Origin of the sequence: Kitasatospora paranensis (genome assembly GCF_039544005.1) — a bacterium.
GTDB classification, from domain to species: Bacteria; Actinomycetota; Actinomycetes; order Streptomycetales; family Streptomycetaceae; genus Kitasatospora; species Kitasatospora paranensis.
Genome location: NZ_BAABKV010000001.1, coordinates 6,647,720 through 6,668,475, shown reverse-complemented (window position 1 = coordinate 6,668,475; position 20,756 = coordinate 6,647,720). Strand labels below are relative to the sequence as shown.

Below are 20,756 nucleotides of genomic sequence, written 5' to 3'. Positions count from 1 at the left end.
ACGCGCCGGGGCCCGTGTCACGCGTCGGCCGGGGCCGCGGCCAGCCGGTCCAGGTACCGCTCGGCGGCCCGCAGCTTGCGGCCGTCCGGGCCGGGCAGGTGGGCCCGCAGCTCGATGATCTCCGGCGCGATCCGCAGCGCCTCGGCGCGGTCGGTGACGGCCCGCCAGCACGCCTCGGCGTTGGTCGCCGCCCGCTGGGTCTCCGGGTCCTGCGCACCCACGGTGCGCAGCAGCGCCAGCGCCACCTCCCGGTACAGCTCGGCCGCGAGCACGGTGCGGCCCGCCAGCCGGGAGACGTGCGCGCGCACCTGACGGACCTGGAGCAGCTGCGGGTCGGCGGCGCCGTGCGTCTCCAGGACCTCGGCCTCCAGGCCGAGGGCGAGGTCGGCGGCGGTGCCGTGCTCTCCCGCGTCCGCGGCCTGCACGATCCGTCCCACGGCGGCGCGGTACCCGGCCAACGGGTCGGCCGGCTCGGGTCCGGCGGCGGGCTTGCCCAGCTCGACGAGCGGCCGCCCGGCGTCCGCCGGCGCGGGCTTGCCGAGCCGCACCGCGGGCGCACCGGTGTCGAACGGGTCGGCCGCAACCGGCCGGTCGAAGGGATCCGCGGCAGCCGGCGCGCCGAACGAGTCCGCGGCGCCCTTGCCGAGCTCCACCCTGACGTCCCCGGCAGACGCCTTCCGCAGGGAGACCGGACGGGCCGGCCGCGGCGGGGTCGGCGGCACTCCCGGCTTGAGCAGCGACACCGGCCCGCGCGGGCCCGGCGGGAGGGAGCCTGCGGCCGGCACCGGCTTGGCCAGGGTGACCCGGGCCGCCGCGGCGGGGACGGGTCGCGGCCGGGCCGGACGGGCCGGCGGCCGCGGCAGCACGGCCGCCGGACGCGGCGACTCGCTGAGCCGCTTCTCGGTCGACGGGTCGCCAGCCTGCCGGGAGGTGTTGCGGAAGACCTGCCGGTCCGGGGCGTGCGAGGTGACCACCACCGCGTCCGGGCGGAGCACCGAGTGCACCTGCTGCCGGACGTGCTCGGGGGCCAGCACGGCGCCCGCGCCGGGCACGCCGACGTGCAGCACCTCGATCAGCGCCCGGGTGAAGGTGCCCACCTGGTCCGGGTCGGGGTTGACGACCGCCCACAGCGGCACCCCGTCGGTCAGCGGCGTGATGGTGCTCTGCACCAGCGGCCAGGCCGCCGGGTCGGCGCTCAGGTCGCCGATCACCAGGGTGTCCCACTCGGCCGGACGGTGCTTCAGCTCGGCCGCCACCGCCTGCCACGGCACCGTCTCGTGCGACTTCGCGTCACGGAGCGTCAGGAAGAGCTGCTCGCCGCGCCGGTCGGTGACCAGATGGCCGCCGAGGTGCACCAGCAGCGGACCGGGGTGCCGGGCCGCGGCCCGCAGGTGCGCCACGACGGTCTGCGGGTCCCCCGCGCCCGGCAGGTGGACGGCGTCCACCGCGTCGGCGGCCAGCAGCACGTACGGCGGCACCGCGGCGAGCATCGCCGACAGCACCGGGGCCTGGCTCTGGCCGCGGCCCCACGGCCGCCGGCCGGCCTGCCCGTACCCGCCCTCGACGACCAGGATCCGGCCGCGCAGGCCGGCCCCCATGCCGCGCGGCAGCGGCTGCGCCGGTGCCGGCTGCGGCGCCGGGGCGGCCGACGGGACGGGGGACGGTGCGGCGGCGGGCGCCGGCGGCAGGACGACGGCCGGCATGGTCGCCGTCCAGCCGGTGCTGGGCCCGGGCGGCGGCGCGGCCGGGTAGGGCGCGGCCGGCGGGGCGGCCGGCCGCGGGGGTGCGGGATCCCGGTCGAAGGGGCTCCGCTCGCCGCCCCCGGAGGCCGCTGTCACGTCCGCCACTGCCGGTCACCGCCCCTGCCCCGCCGCCCGCCGCGACATCCCGTTCCGCCCCGCACGGTGGTCACCACCGCGTCCGATTTCGCCACCTTAAGGGGTGATCCCTCGCTGCTTCCAGGCCGGGTCCGCGATCGTCCGGCGGCGTCACCGGCCGCGCCGTCGGTCCGTCAGTAGGTCACCGTGATCCGGCGGGCCGGGCCGTCCACCCGGACGGTGCCCCCGTACGGGATCACCACCTGCGGGTCGGTGTGGCCGAGATCGACGTCGAAGACCGCCATGGTGTCGGGGGCGTAGACGGCGAGCACACGCAGCACCGCCTCGCGCTGCGCGGTGCGGTAGGCCTCGCGCTGCTCGGGGCCGTTCGGCGCGCCGAACGACCAGGCCTTGGCCCGGCCCATCAGCAGCGCCGGGAACTGCGCCAGCAGGCCGCGCTCGCCCATGTTCCGCAAGGTGCGGAACACCTCGTCGGCGGACGGGAGTTCCTCGGAGGTCTCCAGGAACAGGACGCCGCCGCGGTAGGTCTCCGGGGCGGCGACGGCCCGGTCGGCCATCATCAGCCAGCCCAGGATCTCCAGGTTGCCGCCCCAGCTCGGGCCCTCCACGACGCGGTCCGGCCGGTGCCACGTCCAGCCGGGGGCCGGCTGCATCCCGGGCGGCGTGTCCAGCCCCGCCGGGTCCTGCCAGTCCCGTTCGATGTCGTTGAACTCGACCGGCTCGGTGAGCTCGTAGGGACCGGGGGTGAACAGCGCAGCCCGCAGCGAGTCGGCGGTGACCGGGTGCAGGGCGCCGGGGCGGCCGAGCTGCACCATCACGCTGCCGCCGTGGAACCCGACGATGCCCAGCTCCCGGAGGTACGCGAGCAGGTTGGTGTTGTCGCTGTAGCCGAAGAACGGCTTGGGGTTGGCCCGGATCAGGTCGGCGTCCAGGTGGGGCAGGACGGTGATCTGGTCGTCGCCGCCGATGCTGGCGACCACGGCCCTGACCGTCGGGTCCGCGAAGGCCGCATGGAGGTCCGCCGCCCGCTCCTGCGGTGTGCAGCCCATCCGCCGGGTGGTCGGGTACTCGACCGGCAGGAGGCCGAACTCCTCGGTCAGTCGCCGCAGGCCGAGGTCGAAGGGCCGCGGGAAGATCTCCGGCAGACCGGCGGCCGGCGACAGGACGGCGACCCGGTCGCCGGGGCGCGGCTTGGGCGGATACAGAGGGCTCGTCATGACGGGATCCTAGGTGGTCGATCCACCGGTGTTCGAATCCCTTTTCCGCGCGCTGACGGGGCCGCAGCCCTTTGCTCCGACGGATCGTCAGTCCTGCGGCTGCGCGCGGTCGGGTCCGACCACGAGGAGGGTCTTGCCGGTGGTGGCCCGGGACTCGATCGCCGCATGTGCGTCGGCCGCGGCGGCCAGCGGCAGGCGGAGCCCGATCACCGGCCGCAGCCGGCGCGCCGCGGCCTCGGCGAGGGCCTCGGCGGTGAGCGCGCGCATCGTCGCCGGGTCGGGCCTGGGCTGCAGCAGCGCGACCTCGCGTTCGGCGGCCAGCGCGGGCGGGATCGCGGCCCACTCGCCGCTCGCCAGGCCGTAGCTGACCATCCGTCCACCGGGCACCAGCAGGTCGAAGGCGGCACGGGCGACGGCGCCGCCGACGCCGTCCAGCACGACGTCGAGCGCGCCGACGGCCTCGCGGACGCGGTCGGTCCAGTCCGGCTGCCGGTAGTCCACGGTGACGTGGGCGCCCAGCTCGGCCGCGAGGGCCGTCTTGGCCGGGCCGCCGGCCGCGGCGACCACCGTCGCCCCCTGAGCGCGGGCGAGCTGGACGAGCAGGGTGCCGACCCCGCCCGCGGCGGCCTCCACGAGGACCCGGTCGCCGGGCACCACGTCGGCGGCCCGCAGCTCCAGCAGGGCCGTCCGGCCGTCCGCGAGCAGCGCGACCGCGGTGTCGAGGGCGAGGGGCTCCGGCACCTCGATCAGGCCGGCGGCGGGTGCCAGGGCCAACTCGGCGTACCCACCGGAACCGCCGGTGCCGGTCACCACCCGGTGTCCGAGCAGGGCCTCGTCCACGCCCGCGCCGACCGCGGCCACCGTGCCGCCGACGGCGTTGCCGGGGATCAGCGGCGGGGCGGCCGTGAACGGGCCGCGCCCGGTCGCCCGGAACTGCGTCTCCACGAACGTGATGCCCGCGTAGGCGACGTCCACCAGCACCTCGCCGGGGCCCGGCACCGGGTCCGGCGCCTCTCCCGCCACCAGAACCTCCGGCCCGCCGAACTCCTTCAGCCACACCGCGCGCATGCCGCTCTCCTCACAACCGCCCTGCGGCCCGGAGTGGCCGGGCCGCACACCAGCCTGCACGTTCAAGCGGACATGAGGTCAAGCCCGCTCGTAGTGCGCCAGGTAGGCGGCCAGCTCGGCGTGGTCGCCGACCGTGCCGCCGTCGGCCAGCACCGACCAGAGCCGGTTCTCCACCCAGAAGCGGTACGCGAACTCCTCGAACGACGGTGCGCACCAGGCGATCAGCCGGGAGATGTCCACCGGCCCGTCGGCGTCGTCCCACTCCGGCAGGCAGTCGAAGTCCAGCGGCGAGCCCACCACGAAGGACTCCCCGGACGGCCGGAGGTAGAGGTACCAGAGCACGCAGTCCTGCTGGTCGCGCAGGAAGCGGACGAGGTACGCCCCCGGCTCGACCGGGCTGGGAACAGGCAGCGACACGTCCGTCCAGCACGCGGTGACGGACACCTCGTCGAGCGCCCGGAAGCTGTTCTCCCCGGACTGGAAGGCCACGAAGTCGGCGGGCAGCGCCAGCCCTCGGCCGCGAGCAGCGCCTGCACCTCGGCCAGCAGCGCGGACGGCTCCGGCAGCGCCGCACCCGGGCCGCCGAGCCAGCCGAACCCGCCGTCGAGGCGACCGGCGGGCAGCGGCGGCAGGCTCTCGTGCGGATACCACTGGTAGGTGCCGCCGCAGGGGCGGTGCTCGCCCAGGTCGGTGGCGCACCACAGGGCCTGGAACTCCACGGGAGGGTCGATGGGCGGAGTGGCGGCGGTGGTCACGGGTGCTCCTCGGTGCGGCCTGCGCTGTCACCCGGCATCCTGTCGGGCCGCACTGACAGCCCGCCTGGCACGGGCGGCGGCGGGCGGCGGCAGGCAGGCACAGGCGCTGCCGGGCGACCGTCGCCGGGCAGCCGGCCGGGGCTCAGATCCGGTGGCCGTGCGCCTCCAGCGTCCGGGCGATGCCGCCGCGGAGGAAGGCGCGGGCCCGCAGGCCGCGCCGGAGCCGGCGCAGCGGGCCCGTCCGCCCCGGGGCGTCGGCGTAGCGGCGGTGGTGGATGTCGCGGACGACGTCGGCCGGCGCGCCGAGGGCGGGCAGCTCCGCCAGCGCCTCCTGCTTGGTGATCATCCGTCCGTCGCGCAGGGTGACGGTGGCCCGGGCGAGGACCAGCAGGCCGAGGTCGACCCACGGGTCGCGCAGCCATCGCAGCGGCCGCGCCGTCGCCGGGTACCAGTACTCCTGGAGGTCGCGGAGGATGTGCTCCTCCAGTTGCCCGTCGGCCAGCGGCGGCAGCAGCCCGCCCGGCGGCGGTCCGTGCAGCACCCGGCCGCCGTCCAGCAGTTCGCGGCGGGTCACCGCGGTCACCGGCCGTTCCAGCAGGCCGCCGTGCGCCCAGGTGAGGTGGGGGCGCCCGGCGTCCGCGAGGGCGTCGGCCACCAGGTAGGAGCAGTGCAGCTTCGTGGCGCCGGGCTCCTCGGCGGCCAGCCGGCGGTGCAGGGCGAGCAGCCGGGCCCGGTCGGGCGGCGCGTCGAGCACCGCGATCAGGTCCAGGTCGCTGCGGCCGTGCCGGTAGTCGCCGAGGGCCAGCGATCCGTGGGCCCAGAGGGCGACCAGCGGGGTGTCCGTCCGCACGTCGGCGGTGAAGCGCTCCAGCAGCCGGTCGGGGGTGCCGGTGCCCGTCACCGGTGGCCGCCCGCGTCAAGGTGGCCCTCGTCCGCGGGGCCCTCGTCCGCGGGGCTCTCCTCCGCGCGGCTCCCGTCCGCGCGGCCCTCGTCGAGGTGGCCCGCGAGCACGGCGGCCTCCGCCCGGAGCCGTTCGGCCTGCTCGGCGCGGCCCAGCTCCTCGTAGTGGGCGGCGGCGCTCTCGCGCTCGGCCACCTCGGCCCGGACGAGGTCGACCATCTGTTGCTCCGTCAGTTCCCGGCGGGCGACCTCACCGGCGCCCGCGCCGAGCGGGATCAGCTCGATCGCCTGATGGCGGTCGGCCTCCTCGGGGCGGTCCACCGCCTCCGCATTGTCGAGCGCGGCCAGTGCCGTCCGCAGCGCGGCGACGGCGACCCGGTCCCGGCTCTTCATCGCCGCCGGGAGGGCGGCACCGAGCCGCGCCCGGAGCGGGGCCGGGCTCTCGGCGGCGGGAGCGGCACCCGGGGCGGGGGCGGAGGAAGCGGCCTGCGGTGGGGTCGAGGAGGGGGGCATGCCGCGGACCCTACGCCGGGGTGGCGGCGGGGTCGAGCAGGTTTCGCGCCACCCCGGGCGGCGGGTCGGGCGCCTCCGGTGACGGTGTGCCGTGCATGGCCGGCCGGGGGCGGGCATGAATGACGGGTCCACGCCAAACCATCACCCGGACCACCGGAGGCCGCCCGTGAAGCGCACGTCCTGGATCCTGCTCGCCGCCGCGACGACCCTGCCGCTGACCGTCCCGCTCGACACCGCCAGTGCGGCGCCCACCGCCACCGTCACCGCGAACTGCACGTACACGCCCGCCGTTCCGGCCGACAACTTCCAGGGGATCCCGGTCTTCGACGCCGCCAAGGCCGCCAAGCCGTACAGCGCCACCCTGCGCACCTCACAGGGCGCCGTCACCTTCCAGGCGCTGACCGACCGCGCGCCGTGCACCACCTTCTCCTTCCGCTTCCTCGCCGAGCACGACTACTTCGACCGGACGCACTGCCACCGGCTCACCACCCAGCGGCTCTACGTCCTCCAGTGCGGCGACCCGACGGGCACCGGGAGCGGCGGCCCCGGCTACTCCTTCCCCGACGAGAACCTGGCCGGCGCCACCTACCCGGCCGGCACCGTCGCCATGGCGAACGCGGGCCCGGACACCAACGGCAGCCAGTTCTTCTTCGTCTGGAAGGACACCAAGCTCTCGCCGAACTACACACCGTTCGGCCGGGTCACCGCCGGCCTGGACGTCCTGCAGAAGATCGCCGCCGGCGGCGAGGACGACCAGAACGGTGCCGGCGACGGCTACCCGACCCTGCCGGTGACGATCCGTCAGGTCAAGATCACGAAGCACTGACGGCCGACCCGCCGCCGCGCATAGGCTCGGCCCATGACGATCCCGCTGCACGACGACCCGGCCGTACCCGGCGTCGCCGACCTGCTCCAGGACCCGCACACGGCATGGGCCGGGCTGCGCGAGCACGCCCCGGTCCGGCGCCTCACCGGCCCCGACGGCCTGCCGTTCTGGCTGGTCACCCGGCACCCGGAGGTCCGTGCCCTGCTCGCCGACTCCCGGCTGTCGCTCGACCGCGGCAACGCGAAGCCGGGCAACTACCGGGGCTTCTCGCTGCCGCCCGCGCTCGACGCCAACCTGCTCAACATGGACCCGCCCGACCACACCAGGATCCGCCGCCTGGTGTCGCAGGCCTTCACCCCGCGTCGGATCGAGCGGCTGCGCGGGAGCGTGCAGCGCACCGCCGACGAACTCCTCGACGCCATCGCCCCGCTCGGCCGCGCGGACCTCATCGCCGACTACGCCGGGCCGTTCCCGATCGCCGTCATCTGCGACCTGCTGGGCGTCGCCGCCGAGGACCGGCACGACTTCCGGGCCTGGACGGACGCCCTGGTCGCCCCCGACCCGGACCGCCCCGAGCAGGCCCGGGCCGCCGTCGCCGGCCTGACCGGGTACTTCACCGCCCTGATCGCCCGCAAGCGCGCCGAACCCGGGGAGGACCTGCTGTCGGCGCTGATCGCCGCCCGCGACGAGGAGGGCGGCCCGGGCCGGCTCACCGAGGACGAACTCACCTCGCTCGCCTTCCTGATCCTCTTCGCCGGCTACGAGAACACCGTCCACCTGATCGGCAACGGCGTCCTGGCGCTGCTGGACCACCCCGAGCAGCTCGACGCGCTGCGCCGCGACCCCTCCCTCGTCGCGGCCGCCGTCGAGGAGTTGGCCCGCTTCGACGGGCCGGCGCCGCTCGCCATCCGCCGCTTCCCCACCGAGGACATCCGGATCGGCGACGTGGTCGTGCCGGCCGGCGAGACCGTCCTGCTCGCCCTGGGCTCCGCCAACCGCGACCCCGCGCTCCTGGACCGGCCGGACGAACTCGACCTGCACCGCACCGAGAACCCGCACCTCGCCCTCGGCCACGGCATCCACTACTGCCTGGGCGCACCGCTGGCCCGGATGGAGACGGCCGTCGCCCTCACCACCCTCCTGCGGCGGCTTCCCGCCCTCGCCCTCGACGTCCCGCGCGAGGACCTCCGCCGGCGCCCCTCCCTGCGGGCCCGCGGCCTGCTCGCCCTCCCCGTCCGCTACTGAGCTCCGGTCTCCCCTGCGGGGGCCTTCCTCATCTCCTCCTCACGGCGTTCCAGAAGGCCGTCTCGTCGCAGTACAGGTGACTCTCCCGCAGCAACCCGGAGACGCTGTCCCAGCCGACCGTGTCGGCGCTCACGTCGGCCCCCACGGCAAGGAGGTGGCAGTCCGCCACATCGAATCCGTCGATCGTGTCGAATGCCCGGGGCATGATCAGGCGCTTCACCCTCGCGCCGAAGGTTCCGACCACCGCGACCGCGGGTTCCGTCGCCCCGGGGGTGCGCTGGATGACGATGGCCTCCGTCGGCTTGTCCAGGGGCCCGCGCTTGCGCATCTCCTTGCCATGGCGCTGGGCATTGACGATCGAGATTCGAGCGATGTCCGTCCAGGGGATCCGGGTCTGCGCCCGCGACGCCCCCCATCGCACGACCACCGTCACCCCGCCGGAGTCCACGCCCACAGACTTCCTCCAGCTCAGCGGCCCGGAGAAGGAGACAAGGACCCCGAGCAGCCCGAAGAGCAGAACGGACACCTCGATGGCCACCGCAACAACGATGTCTCCGAGGCCGTCGGAACCATCGGGCTTGGTGTTGACGGCCATCACGACGGCTACGGCCATGAACGCGGCCCCAAAGCCGGCGCCGCCCCACATCACCGGTTCCCTGGGGGCGCTCGCCATGGCGGACTTGTCGGGAGGTGTCGATTCTTGCTCGGCCCGCGGCTTGGGCCATTTCCATGTGGCCGGGCTGCGGCGGGTCTCGGGTTCGCCGGGCCGTTCGTGCGGATTCTCCAGGACCGGGGCCACAGGTCCGGGTTCTCTCCTGGTCGGCGTGTACGCCGCGGGTCGCCGATCCCGGACTCCGGCCAGCACCAGTCCGGCCTGCGCCGCCGACGGCCGCATCGCGGGGTCCTTTGCGAGCAACTGCTGGACAAGGTTGTCGAGTTGCTCGGGAACGCCGGCGATGTGCGGCGGTTCGACATCCAGGTGCTGGCGCATCCAGGCCGCGAACGTCGGACCAGGGAAGGGAAGGACACCGGTCAGCAGGGCGTGCAGGGTCACGCCGAAGGCGTACATGTCGGACCGGGGCGTGGCCTTCTCGCCCATCCACTGCTCCGGTGGCATGAACGGGGAGGACCCCATGATGACGCCGGTCGAGCTGAGGTGTGCGGTCGCCTCCGCGTAGCTCGCGATCCCGAAGTCGAGAATCTTCGCCGCGTCCCGGGCGAGGTGCATCAGGTTGGCGGGCTTGATGTCGCGGTGCACCACCCCTTGCCGTGGGCGTAGTCCAGTGCGTCGGCGACCTGGCCCATCAAGGCCGCCGCGCGGCCCTGGGGAAGCCCATGGGGGTGCTCCAGGATCAGGTCCTGGAAGGTTCGCCCCTCCAGCCGTTCCATGACGAAGTGCGGGTGGCCGTCGGTCTCACCGATGTCGTGGACCACGGTGATGCCGCCGTGCTGGAGCGCGGCGACAGTGCGGGCCTCCCGCTTCAGCGAAGCGATCAGATCCCGGTCGCTCCCCAGCGCCGCGAGCAGGATCTTCACCGCTATGTCCCGGCGCAACTGCTCGTCGTATGCCGCCCAGACCTCCCCCATGCCTCCGCGTCCCAGCTGCTCCCTCAGCCGGTACCGCTCCCCCAACAGCGTTCCAGAGTCCACCCCGTGGCACCTTCGACTCATTCCTGAGCAGGGCACAGCTCGCCCCCGGGGGAATAGTCAATCATCAAGAGGGGCCCGCGGACAGGCGCTCGACCACGCCGGGGCGGCGGGCAGCGTGGGGCCGCAAGGACGCAGACTGCCCGGTGGAGCGCAGCCACTGCCACTACTCCTCCTGGCACTCCAACACGGCTCCCGTCATGGCTGGTTGGAGCCACCGATGGGCAGCGCAGCCCACCGGCGGCCCGTCAGCCGGTCAGCCCGTCAGGAGGTCGCGGAGCAGGGCGACGGTGTCCGGGTCCAGGTCGCGGCCGGTCCGGCGGCTCAGTGCGTCGAGCCGGTTGACGGCCCGGACGAGCTGGTCGCGGGCGCCCGCCGAGGCGTAGGCGTAGAACAGGTCGCGGTGCAGCAGCTCCACGTCGGGGGCCACCGCGAGGGCGCGGAAGATCGCCGCCTCGGCGGTGCGGTGGTCGCCGTACTGGAGCCTGCGGGCGGCCAGTTCGTGCGCCGTGTCGACGATCGCGGCGAGCATGTCCTGCCGCTCGGCCTCCGCCCACCCGTACGAGGTGGCCGGCGCCTCGGCGAACGGGGCGCCCCGGACGAGGGCGAGGGCGTGCGCGAGGGCGGCGTCGGCCGTGCCGCTGGTCGACCGCATGCCGCGCCGGTAGAGGCCGCGGAACTCGTCCCAGTCGCAGGTGACGGTGGGGGCGAAGGTGTAGCCGTCGGACTGGTCGGTGAGATAGGCCCGCCCGTCCGGGGAGGAGCCGAGCCAGGCCGCCAGCCGGGTGAGCTTGCCGGGCAGCGGGCCGGTGCCCAGGGCCGCGTCGGGTTCGAGGTGGGCCGCCCCGGGGTGCAGCGCCCCGTCCAGGGTGGCGTGGTCGATCCCCGGACGCAGCGCCAGCAGTGCGGCCAGCTCCACGAGATGGGGGACGGCGGCCGGGTCGGCCGGGCCCTGCCCGCCGGTGAGGTCGACCGGCCCGAGCAGCCGGATGCGCGGTGCGGACCGGCCGGTGTGCGCCTCCGGGGAGCGCAGGATGGCCAGCAGGTCGGCGCTGTCGCTGCGCGGCGCCGGGGCGGGCCGCGGCGCGGAGGCCGGGGCCGCCGCGTCTGGCGCCGCGTCGTGCACCGGGGCGGGCTCGGGAGCCTGCACGGGCACGGGCACGGGTGCGGCCGGGGGCAGCGGGAGCGCCGCGGGCACCGTCGGCGGGGCGGGCTGCCCGGGGACGGCGTGCGCCGCGTGGCGTCCGACGCCGTTGGCGCTGTGCCGTGATGGCCCGCCGGCCGGCCGGCCGGTGTCCTGCGACGGCGCCACCGGCTCGACAGGCTCCGGCCCGGCGGGGAGCGGCTCGGCCGGTACGGGCGGCGTGGACGCGGCGGCCGGAGTGGCCGTCGGGGGCGCGCCCGCACTCGGCGTCGCCGGGGGCGGGGTGGCCGTGGGACGGACGCCGGCGAAGGGGCTCGCACCGGTCGCGATGACCCGGGTGACCGGTCGCGGCCCACCACCCGCGGCGCCGGCCGGCGCCGTGGACGGGACCGCTCCGACCGAGGCCAGCACCGGAACGGGGTACGGGAGTTCGGCCGGCTCCAGATCACCGCCGGGGCCGTCCAGCGTCCAGTCCGGCGCCGGGTGCTGGGTGGTGTCGCCCGAGCTGCGGACGAGCTCGGCGAGCTGGCCGTACTGCTCCCGGTCCAGCCGCTGGAGCTCCACCGCGAGATGCAGGCCGGGCAGGGTGACCGTGCCGGTGCTCGGCAGCGTCCAGCGGGCCACCGGGCCCGCGCCGCGCTCCGGCGCCCGGGTGACCACGGACAGGCAGCTGCGCGGCTTGGCGTCCAGCAGCCGGCCCAGCTCGGCGGGCACCTGGCCGGACGGCGGCTGCGCGGACAGCACGATCTCCGGCACCCACGACTCGTCGTCGTGGCCCCGGCTGCGGGCGTCGCGCGGGCTGGTCGCCTCGGCGGCGACCAGGGTGGCCCGGGCGCGGGCCGCCCGCGGGCCGAGGGCGCCGAGGGCGTGCTCCAGCGACTCGTGGCGGTGGACGCGCTCGGCGGCCCGTCCGGCGATCGGCAGGTCCTCGGTGAAGCCCACCAGGTGCAGGTGCAGCCGGTCGGCGAGCGGGCTGTGCGCCAGCTCCAGCGCCAGCGTGAGCAGCACGTCCCGGGCGTCGTCGGGGTGGCCGGCCAGGTGCACCAGCCGGACGGTCTCCAGGTCGGCGAGGACGATCGAGCCGTCCGGCGAACCGCCGAGGGTGACCAGCGCCGGGTACGGCGCCGAGGCCTTGGCCGCCTGCCCGGGCGAGAGCAGCTCGTGGGAGTCCTCGGGGCACCACCAGACGTTGTTGGCGTGCGCGGCCCGGAACGGCGCGATCGGCACCGCCGGTCCGGACAGGTGGAGTTCGACCGTCCGGCCCGGGGTGACCCGGGCCGCGACGAGCGCAGGCAGCCGCTTGCCGGTGCGCAGCGCGTTGCGGGCCAGGGTGCGCAGCGCGCGGTCCAGCAGTTCGAGCGCCGGGACGTTCTGCCGGGCCTTCAGTTCGGCCTCGAACGCGGCGGCGGCCGGCTCGGGCATGGTGATCCGGTGCCGCGGCCGGCGGGCCCGCTGCTGGTCCTCGCGGCGGCGGGCCACCGCGCCGACCATGACCGCGGCGAGCAGGACACCGACGGTGGAGGCGCCGAGCGCCACCGTGTAGTCGTGCGAGGCCGTCTCGGCCTTCGCGGGGGTGCCGGTCGAGGCGGGCACCGCGACCGGGCCGGTCTTCACCGGGGCGGACGGCGTGGACGCGGCGGGGGCGGGCGAGGCGGGCGCCGGGGAGGCAGGGGCGGGCGGGGCCGTCGAGGGGGCGGGCACCGGATCGGACTCCGCGGCGGGCGGGCGGCCCTGGTCCTGGCCGGCCGGTGGCTCGGCCGCCGCGCCGGGGATCGCCAGGACGGTGCCCGGCACGAGCACGTCCGGGTCGGTCAGCCGCTCGCCGTCGGGGGCGCGCACCCCCGGTTGGCGTCGAAGATCTTCGGCCAGTCGTCGCCGCTGCCCAGCTCCCGCTGGGCGATGGCGGACAGGCTGTCGCCGGGGGCGACCGTGACGGTGGCGTGCTGCGGCTGCCGCGGGGCGGGCGGCGCGTCCGCCGTACCGCCCCCGGGGCCGCCGGGCGCCGCGCCGTCCGGCTTGGCGTCGGCGGGCATCAGCAGCTTCCAGCCGGGCTGGATCGGCCGGTCGGCGTCGAAGCGCACGCCGGAACCCTCCATCACCCGGCCGTCGTTGAGCCGGGCGATCTCCTGCCAGCGTTCTCCGGAGCCGAGTTGGCGCTCCGCGATGGACCACAGGCTGTCCGCCGGGCGGGTGTCCCGGACGGTGTACGTCGGGTGGTCGGAGGCGGGCGCGGCCGGTGCCGCGGCCGGTGCCGCGGCGGCCAGCGCGGCGTACTGGGGTGCGGCGGGCAGGGCGAGGGCGGTGACCGACTGGGTGCCGCGCTCGGGGACGGCGGCGAACGCCGAGCCGGCGACCGGCAGCAGCGCCAGCACCGAGCCGACCAGGCCGGCCGCGATCCGCTGGCTCCAGCCGAAGGCGGGGATCCGGCGGGCGACCCGGCCGCGCAGCTGGGCGGGGATCTCCAGCAGCACCGCGAGCGCAAAGCACAGCCAGGCGATCCAGCCGACGGCGACCAGCGCCCACAGGAACAGCCGCCCGTCGTCCGGGGCGGTCAGCATCGCACCGAGGCCGCCGCCGCTGCCGGGTTCGCCCGACGCGGCGACCGCGAGCGTGCCGTACAGCAGCAGGGCGGGCAGGCCCGCCAGCAGGGCGGCCAGGGCGGTCAGGGCCCCGAGGGCGGCGACCACCGAGCCGGCCGCCCGTCGGCGGCGCGGCCGGACGGGGACGGGCCGCCGGGCCGCCGGGGTGGACGCCGCGGGCCCGGATCGGGCCGCGCGGTCGGGGTCGTTGGCGCGTGGCGCGGCCATCAGCCGTTCTCCGCTTCCGTGATGCCGTGCACGAGGGTGGCCTTGCCGTACCCGTGCACCTGGAGGTGGGTGAAGTCGGGGAGCACCGCGCCCAGCAGCGCGGTGGTGTACGTGCCGGTGGCGCGGACCTCGACGGTGTGGTCGTCCACCAGCCGGGTCTGCCCGGTCAGGTTGTAGCTGCGCAGGTAGGCGTCGGCGGCGTCGGCGGCGGCCTGCTGGCCGGCGATCCGGTACCCCTTGCCCTGCAGCAGGGCGTCCAGGTCGAGTTGCTGGCTCGCGACCCGGGCGGCCTCCTGGGCGCGGGCGTCGGCGCGTTCGACGGCGCGCAGCCGCCCGCCGAGGTCGAGCACGATGCCCACCAGGATCACCAGCGCGGCCGCGCAGACGGCGACGTACAGCGACAGCGCGCCGCCGTCCGCCCCCGCCCCCGTTGTGCCCACCGGCGGCGCGCCGGTCTGCGGTCCTCGGTCATCGTCCCCCTCCTGCGGTCCGCGGTCAGTCGCCCCGGTACCGGTCGACGACGGACGTGAACTCCCCCGTCATGGTCTTGTCCCCCTGGAGCCCGCCCACACCCAGCAGGTCGCGCAGCGGCACCGCGCAGCGCACCCGCACGGTCACGGTGGCGAGTTCGCCCCCGCCGGTCTGCAAGGTCCCGCGGCTGATCGGCTGGTTCGGGTCCTGCGCGCAGTGCACGCCGCGGCGGCCCAGGACGTCCTGCACGGCATCGGCCGCGGCCTGGTCGGCGCCGTCGTCGGTGCGGGCCAGCGAGGCGGCCCTGGCCCCGGCGCGGGCGGCCGCGTCGACGACGGCCCCGGCGGTCTGCACCCGGCCGGCCGCCACCACGATCAGGACGAACGCGAGCACCACCGGCAGCAGCAGCGCGGCCTCGATCGGGACGCTGCCGCTGTCCGGCGGCCGCACGGGCGGGCGCCGGGTCACGGCTGCCCGCCCGGCGCCACGAAGCGCTCGCGCGGCGCGCTGAGCGTCTCGGTGATGCTCAGCGCGTCGAAGAACGGGACGACGGACTGCGGACGGACGGTCACCGTCATCTGCTGCACGGCGGCGGTGGATCCGTCGTGGTTCACGCTCTCGAGTTCGGCGATCCGGCCGAAGCGGGCCAGGAACTCCCGCACCCGGGCGTCCCCGTCGTCCGGCGACGCCCCCGCACCCGGCCGGCGTCGACGCCCTCCCGGAGGGCGGTCAGCGCCACCTGGTCGGCGTACCACCACAGCGACGCCTGGACGACCAGCATCACCGCGGTGAGCACGACCGGGAACAGGACGGCCAGGGAGAGGATCACCGCACCCCGGTCGCGGACGGCGGGCAGGCCCGGGCGACGAATCACTTCACCGCGTCCGGCACATCGGTCGGGATCTTCGCCTCGGTCTTGCTCGCGAGGAGCTTCACGGCGGCCAGCACCGCACCGGCGATGGTCACCATGACGATGATGGCGAGCGCGAGTTCGATGCTGATGGCACCGCGGTCGCCCGAGGCACGGGCGGCCCGCAGCCGGCCGAGCCGGACGTGCAGGAAGGGCATGCCGAGGTGCACCGGCAGCAGGACGGGGAACAGCAGTGCGCTCAGCAGGAGCCTGAGTCGGGCCGTGATCGCGGTCATGGTGTGGTCTCCAGGACGGGGGCGGTCGGGGGTCAGTTGACGTCGAGCATCTGGTACAGCGCGGGGAAGACGATGAGCACCGTCATGAGCAGGGTCAGCGCCGCGCCCGGCGCCACCATCCGCTCGCTGTCGGTGTTGGCCTGGGCGAGCTCCTCCGCCAGGAGTTCGCCGCGCAGGCTCCGGGCGCGGGCCCGCAGGGTGTCGTACACGGCGGCGCCGTCGGTGCCGGAGATCCGCATGATGTCCGCCAGGTCCTGGAGCGGGGTCAGGCCCAGGTCCTCGGCGAGCACGTCGAGGCCGTCCCAGGGCGGCAGCCGGTCGGTGGCGGCCCGTTCCAGGGCGTCCCGGATCCGGCGGAAGACCGTGCCGCGGCCGACCGCCGCGGCCCGCCGCAGCGCCTCCGCGGGGCCGCAGTCGGCGGCCCGTTCCAGGGCGACCAGCTCCAGGTAGCCGGCGATGCCGTGCAGGTACTCGGTGCGGGCCTCCTTCGCCTCCCCCGCCACGATGCCGTCCGGGACGAGCCACAGCACCGCGGCCAGCAGCGGCCCCGCCACCAGCGGCACGGCCACCGGCAGCCCGACCCCGGCCAGCACGGCCATCGCCGTCAGGTAGCCGGGCAGCACCAGCCCGATCAGCGCGAACATCAGCTTGTGGGCCATGAACCGGGCCGGGCTGCGCCCGATCAGGGCCAGCTGCCGGTGCGGGATCCGCACCCCGGGCAGCCGCAGCGAGTCGGCACCGATCCGGTCGTACCAGGCGGGCCTGGCACCGGTGTCGGCGGGCCGCGGGTCGGGGGTGCGGTGCAGCCGCCCCAGCGCCTGGCCGAGGTCGGGCGGGGCGGGGCGCAGTTCGGCGAGCAGCAGGGCGAGGCCGCCGGCCGCGGCGCCGCCGGCCAGCACGGCCCAGGGCGAGATCATCGGGCCTCCTTGACGGGCTGCGGCTCGGTGTCCGGCTCGGCCGGCTCGTCCCCGGGCATCCGGCCGGCCTTGCTGCGGCGGTCCGGCTCCAGGAGGCGGGGCAGCGGGCTGTGTGCGGCGAGGGACCGCATCCAGGCGATCACGCCGACGAACGCCGCGGCCACCACGGCGAGCACCGCCTGCCCGGTGAACGACGCGTAGGGCGCCGTGTAGTGCGGGTTGAGCGCCCCGGCGGCGATCACCACCAGGATGATGCCGACCAGCCAGCGCACGGTGGTGCGGTGCTTGGCCCGGTCGGCCTCGATGGTGCGCCGCTGCCGGACCTCCTCGCGGACGGAGTCGGCGATGTCGGCGAGCGCCCGGGCCAGCCCGGGCCCGCTGTCGCCGGAGCGCAGCAGCAGCGCGGCGAGCACCTTGTCCGCGGTGGCGTCGGCGAGTTCGTCGCCGAACGCGCGCAGCGCGTCCTCGGGCCGCCAGCGGGACTGCAGCCGGGCGGCGAGGTCGGCGACCTCCGCCTCCAGGCCGGGCGGCGCGGTGCGGCGGCTGGTGATGATGGCCTGGTTGAGGCCGACGCCGAGGAGCAGGACGTCGGCGAGCCGCTGGGTCCACTCGGCGAGCGCCTCCAGCCGCTCGATCCGGCGGGTGTCGGAGCGGGTCGCGTCGTACAGCCAGGGCAGGCCGAAGACGGCGAGCGGGACGAGCAGCGCGGTGAGCGGGATGCCGGTGAAGAGCCAGGCGACGGCGGCGCCGCCCGCCGCGAGCACGGACTGGATGCGGCGCATCCGGGCGACCGAGGGCGAGGCCGTGCCCGGCGCGCCGTACCAGAGGACGTGCAGGCGGCCGGTCATGGGTGCGGTGGCGGGCCCCTGGTCGGCGCGGGTGCCGACCAGCCCGACCACCAGGGCGACCAGGCCGCCGGTGACGGCGAGGCCGCAGAGCACGTAGAGCAGCATCAGCGGGCACCGCCGATCCGCAGCGCCAGCGGGGCACCCCAACTGCCGTACGGGGACTGGAGGAGCCCGGCGTCGAAGCCGGCCCGGCGCAGGTCGTCCAGGCACTGCGGCGGGGTGTGCGGGACGGCCCTCGGCTCGCCCTGCTCGGAGCGCGGGGCGAACACCTGGTTCATCGCGGGGCGGCCGCTCTCGCCGAGGCCGGTGACCTCCAGGACGTGCGAGACGAAGCGGTGCCGCCGCCCGCCGACGGCCGTCTCGTCGACCATGGTGACGTGCACGACGAAGTCGACGGCGTTGGCGGTGAGCCGGTAGGCGAGGCTGTCGGTCATGTGGGCGCCGTACTCCAGGCAGAGTTCCGCGATCCGGTCGACGACCATGTGCGGGGCGCGCGCGTGCAGGGTGCACATCGAGCCGCCCTCGCCGTTGGTCATCACCCGCAGCATCGGGACGACCTCCGCCGAGCGGACCTCGCCGACGATGATCCGCGACAGCGTCATCCGCAGGGCGGCGGGGATGAGTTCACCGATGGTCAGCTCGCCGGCCACCCGGCCGTCGACGCGTTCGCCGTTGCCCTCGCGGGCCTCCATCGGAACGACCTGCCGCAGGTGGCCCAGGGTGTGCAGCCACAGCTCGAACTCGGTCTCCAGGGTGCCGACCCGCTCGTCGGGCGGGATCTCGGCGGCCATCGCGCGCAGCAGGCTGGTCTTGCCCACGCCCTGCGTCCCGGTCACCATGACGTTCTTCTTGGCCCGGATCGCCGCGGCCAGGAAGGCCGCCAGCGTCGGGTCGAGGGTGCCCAGCCGGACGAGGTCCGGCAGCGTCGCCGAGGCCACCCGGTGGCGGCGGATCGCGACGTACGGGCGCGGGGTGACCTCCGTCAGCGCCTGCAGGCGCATCCCGCCCTCCAGGCGCAGGGCCAGGGTGGGGCTGGCGGTGGAGAGGCTGCGTTCGCCGCCGCCGTGCTGGCGGGCCAGGTCCTGCAGCAGCTCGACGAGTTCGGCGTCGCTGTCGGCGATCGGCGGGACCTGCCGCAGCGGCTCGTTGACCCGCGAGACCCAGACGTCGTCGCAGCCGTTGATCAGGATGTTCTCGATCTGGGGGTCGTCCAGGTACGGCTGGAGCCGGCCGGCCCGGAACAGCAGGTCGTAGACGGCCTCGGAGAGCGCCCGGTCCTGGTCGCGGGTGGGCGGGATGCCGTGGGTCTGCGCGTACGCGTCGGACCAGCGGGCCACCGCCTCCTCGATCAGGGCCCGGCCGCGCTGTCGCCGGGTGGCCCGGTCGACGTCCCCGGCGCCCTCCAACCGGGAGAGCTGCTGGTGCAGTTCGGCCGCGACCTGGCGCTTGAGCTCGCGCGCGACCTGCGGGTCGACGGCCGGTTTCACCCCGACCGGCTGGAGCGCGGGAACGCCGGCCGCCGCGGCGGGGGCACCCGACCGGACGGGGCCGGTGGCCACCGGCGCCGACCACGGCAGCGCGGCCGGGTCGGCGGAGCCGGGCCGCTGCGGCGGCGCGAGGGGGACGGCCCCTGGTGGAGCGGACTACCGCGCACGGAGCACCTCCCCGTGGCCGGCGTGCTGCGGGGGTTGCGGGAACGGCGCGGGCGCCGGCGGCTGCGGGACGGCCGGCGGCGCTATGTGCTGAGGGAAGCCCGACGGATAGGGATCGGGCGCGGGCCCCCACGGCTGGCCGCTCTGGACGGGCCCCAGCACCGGCCCCGGCGCGGCCTGCTGGACAGGCTGCTGGACGGGCTGCTGCGGCAGGCCCGGCTGCGGGGCGAGGCGCTGCCTGCGGCGGGCCGCGAGCTGCTGGAGGCCGTCCGCCGCGGTGCGCGCGGTGCGCATCAGTTCGGATCGGACGAAGCGGCGGTCCGCGGTGTCCCCGCCGTCCGACAGCACACGGGCCGTCCGCGGGGCGTACGGCAGCGGGCCGAGCCCGGCCACACCGAGCTCCCGCGCCGCCTCCGCGAGCGGGTACGGGCCCTCGGCGACCGGCAGCAGGCACAGCGCGTCCGCGCCGGTGCCCGCCGACTCCAGGTCCTCGCGGAGCGCGGCCACCCGCGGCCGGGCCGCGGCCAGGCCGCGCAGCGTCGTCCGGGTGACGACCGCCACCGCGTCGGCCCGCCGGGCGAGCACCGCGCCGGGGCCGGCCGCACCGGAGCGGCCGAGGTCCACGAGCACGTCGTAGCCGTGCGCCTCCAGGGCGTGGAAGGCCTCCACCAGCGGCTCCCAGGTGTACGCCAGTCCGGGCGCCTGCGCCGGGTCGGTCAGACCGGGCAGCAGCAACCGCTCGCCCGAACCGTCCGGGGAGAGGTCGATGAGCTGCTCCCAGATGGTCTGGGCGAGCAGGCCGCGCCGGTCCGCAACGGCCAGGTTGCGCAGGCCGTACACCGCGTCGATCCGGCCCTCCAGGGCGCCGGCCAGCACGGCCCCGCCGTCCGGGTCGCACTCGGCCAGCAGCACCCGGCGGCCGGGCCGCAGCGGCCAGCAGAGCAGCAGCGCGAGGGCGGTCGTGGTGGCGCCGGGCGCGCCCGGGCCGCCGGCCACCGCGACGACGGCCATCAGGCACCTCCGGACGCGGACGGCGCCGGGCTCGCCGCGGCGGTCGGACCGCCGCCGGCGCGCGGCGCCAGGATCACCTGGAACCGGCCGGTGGCGACCCAGGCGGCCAGCCGCGGGCCGTCGGCGGGCGGCACGGACACGTCGACCACCTGACTGCCGTCGGTGTCGACCCGCCCCACGGTGACCACCACGGCGGTGAGCGTCTCCGGCGTGCGGTCGGCCGCGGAGCCGTCGGCCTTGCTGTCCGGGGTGGACACCACCAGGACCTGCAGGCCCGGCTGCAGCCGGCTGGCGGGCAGCTGGGTCCGCTTCGCCGCCAGGCCCACCACCTGCTGGCCGGGCTGCAGCGCGGGGTCGCTGGTCAGGTCGGCCCGCAGCAGCAGCGCGCCGCGCTTGAGGTCGGTGGTGGCCCGTAGGCCGACGGTGCGGGCCCGGTCGCGGGCGTCCAGCGGGCGCAGCGCCGGATCCCCCGCGATGTGCGCGACCACCAGGTCGTCGGCGGTGAGGGCCTGGCCCATCGGGACGTCGCGGGCGACCGCCAGTACGGCGATCCGCTGCCCCGAGCTGGTGTACAGCGCCGCACCGCCGAGACCGCCGGCCGCGATCAGGGCGACCGCCATGGCCAGCACGGCCGGCCGGCGCCGCCGAGCCCGTATCGCCCGCGAGGGGACGTGCGGAGCGGGGCGGACGGGGTCGGGCGCGAGGGCTGCGGTGCCGGCGCCCGGCGTCGGGAAGTTGCGGGTGTCCACCG

20 protein-coding genes and 1 pseudogene are annotated in these 20,756 nt (G+C 76.4%); 2 read left to right on the top strand and 19 right to left on the bottom strand.

The window, feature by feature from the left end; all coding sequences use genetic code 11:
• Positions 1-17: 17 nt before the first annotated feature.
• The 6 genes from ABEB13_RS31695 to ABEB13_RS31670 form a co-directional block, all read right to left on the bottom strand.
• Positions 18-1,838, bottom strand: coding sequence for a hypothetical protein (locus tag ABEB13_RS31695; protein ID WP_345708220.1), 1,821 nt, complete (start codon positions 1,836-1,838; stop codon positions 18-20).
• A 173-nt stretch (positions 1,839-2,011) separates the two neighbouring features.
• The gene (locus tag ABEB13_RS31690; RefSeq protein ID WP_345708219.1) at positions 2,012-3,055 is read right to left on the bottom strand and encodes a S66 family peptidase; all 1,044 of its coding nucleotides are present in this window, start codon (positions 3,053-3,055) and stop codon (positions 2,012-2,014) included.
• Positions 3,056-3,142: 87 nt separating this feature from the next.
• Positions 3,143-4,123 carry a zinc-binding dehydrogenase gene (locus ABEB13_RS31685; protein WP_345708218.1) on the bottom strand — a complete coding sequence of 327 codons (981 nt, stop codon included), beginning with the start codon at positions 4,121-4,123 and terminating at the stop codon, positions 3,143-3,145.
• 78 nt (positions 4,124-4,201) lie between these two features.
• On the bottom strand, positions 4,202-4,612 hold the full coding sequence (locus ABEB13_RS31680) for a hypothetical protein (RefSeq protein ID WP_345708217.1): 411 nt from the start codon (positions 4,610-4,612) through the stop codon (positions 4,202-4,204).
• Between the two features lie 408 nt (positions 4,613-5,020).
• On the bottom strand, positions 5,021-5,779 hold the full coding sequence (locus tag ABEB13_RS31675; RefSeq protein WP_345708216.1) for a nucleotidyltransferase domain-containing protein: 759 nt from the start codon (positions 5,777-5,779) through the stop codon (positions 5,021-5,023).
• Positions 5,776-6,291 carry a GatB/YqeY domain-containing protein gene (locus ABEB13_RS31670; RefSeq protein WP_345708215.1) on the bottom strand — a complete coding sequence of 172 codons (516 nt, stop codon included), beginning with the start codon at positions 6,289-6,291 and terminating at the stop codon, positions 5,776-5,778. The genes ABEB13_RS31675 and ABEB13_RS31670 overlap by 4 nt, the downstream gene beginning before the upstream one ends.
• Before the next feature lie 166 nt (positions 6,292-6,457).
• Between ABEB13_RS31670 and ABEB13_RS31665 the strand changes: the two genes are divergently transcribed.
• Together ABEB13_RS31665 and ABEB13_RS31660 are read left to right on the top strand one after the other, a co-directional pair.
• A complete protein-coding gene (locus ABEB13_RS31665) occupies positions 6,458-7,117 on the top strand; it encodes a peptidylprolyl isomerase (RefSeq protein WP_345708214.1) in 660 nt (219 codons plus the stop codon).
• Between the two features lie 33 nt (positions 7,118-7,150).
• A complete protein-coding gene (locus ABEB13_RS31660; protein ID WP_345708213.1) occupies positions 7,151-8,362 on the top strand; it encodes a cytochrome P450 family protein in 1,212 nt (403 codons plus the stop codon).
• Positions 8,363-8,390: 28 nt separating this feature from the next.
• Here the strand turns inward: ABEB13_RS31660 and ABEB13_RS31655 are convergent.
• The 13 genes and pseudogenes from ABEB13_RS31655 to ABEB13_RS31595 form a co-directional block, all read right to left on the bottom strand.
• Positions 8,391-9,949, bottom strand: a pseudogene (locus tag ABEB13_RS31655) (serine/threonine-protein kinase).
• A gap of 316 nt (positions 9,950-10,265) precedes the next feature.
• Entirely contained in the window at positions 10,266-12,992 is a 2,727-nt protein-coding gene (locus tag ABEB13_RS31650) for a bacterial transcriptional activator domain-containing protein (protein ID WP_345708212.1), read from the bottom strand.
• Entirely contained in the window at positions 12,965-13,960 is a 996-nt protein-coding gene (locus ABEB13_RS31645; protein ID WP_345708211.1) for a LysM peptidoglycan-binding domain-containing protein, read from the bottom strand. The genes ABEB13_RS31650 and ABEB13_RS31645 overlap by 28 nt, the downstream gene beginning before the upstream one ends.
• Entirely contained in the window at positions 13,960-14,400 is a 441-nt protein-coding gene (locus tag ABEB13_RS31640; protein ID WP_345708210.1) for a hypothetical protein, read from the bottom strand. Before ABEB13_RS31640 ends, ABEB13_RS31645 begins: the two co-directional genes overlap by 1 nt.
• Positions 14,401-14,455: 55 nt before the next feature.
• Entirely contained in the window at positions 14,456-14,899 is a 444-nt protein-coding gene (locus ABEB13_RS31635) for a TadE family protein (protein WP_345708209.1), read from the bottom strand.
• The gene (locus ABEB13_RS31630) at positions 14,896-15,045 is read right to left on the bottom strand and encodes a hypothetical protein (protein WP_345708208.1); all 150 of its coding nucleotides are present in this window, start codon (positions 15,043-15,045) and stop codon (positions 14,896-14,898) included. The genes ABEB13_RS31635 and ABEB13_RS31630 overlap by 4 nt, the downstream gene beginning before the upstream one ends.
• A complete protein-coding gene (locus ABEB13_RS31625) occupies positions 15,042-15,305 on the bottom strand; it encodes a TadE family protein (protein ID WP_345708207.1) in 264 nt (87 codons plus the stop codon). The genes ABEB13_RS31630 and ABEB13_RS31625 overlap by 4 nt, the downstream gene beginning before the upstream one ends.
• The gene (locus ABEB13_RS31620; RefSeq protein ID WP_345708206.1) at positions 15,302-15,577 is read right to left on the bottom strand and encodes a hypothetical protein; all 276 of its coding nucleotides are present in this window, start codon (positions 15,575-15,577) and stop codon (positions 15,302-15,304) included. Before ABEB13_RS31620 ends, ABEB13_RS31625 begins: the two co-directional genes overlap by 4 nt.
• A 32-nt stretch (positions 15,578-15,609) precedes the next feature.
• A complete protein-coding gene (locus ABEB13_RS31615) occupies positions 15,610-16,494 on the bottom strand; it encodes a type II secretion system F family protein (RefSeq protein WP_100887660.1) in 885 nt (294 codons plus the stop codon).
• Positions 16,491-17,447, bottom strand: coding sequence for a type II secretion system F family protein (locus ABEB13_RS31610; RefSeq protein WP_345708205.1), 957 nt, complete (start codon positions 17,445-17,447; stop codon positions 16,491-16,493). Before ABEB13_RS31610 ends, ABEB13_RS31615 begins: the two co-directional genes overlap by 4 nt.
• On the bottom strand, positions 17,447-18,901 hold the full coding sequence (locus tag ABEB13_RS31605; protein WP_345708204.1) for a TadA family conjugal transfer-associated ATPase: 1,455 nt from the start codon (positions 18,899-18,901) through the stop codon (positions 17,447-17,449). The genes ABEB13_RS31610 and ABEB13_RS31605 overlap by 1 nt, the downstream gene beginning before the upstream one ends.
• Positions 18,902-18,985: 84 nt before the next feature.
• Entirely contained in the window at positions 18,986-20,005 is a 1,020-nt protein-coding gene (locus ABEB13_RS31600; protein WP_345708203.1) for a CpaE-like family protein, read from the bottom strand.
• Entirely contained in the window at positions 20,005-20,754 is a 750-nt protein-coding gene (locus ABEB13_RS31595) for an SAF domain-containing protein (RefSeq protein WP_345708202.1), read from the bottom strand. The genes ABEB13_RS31600 and ABEB13_RS31595 overlap by 1 nt, the downstream gene beginning before the upstream one ends.
• Positions 20,755-20,756 lie beyond the last annotated feature (2 nt).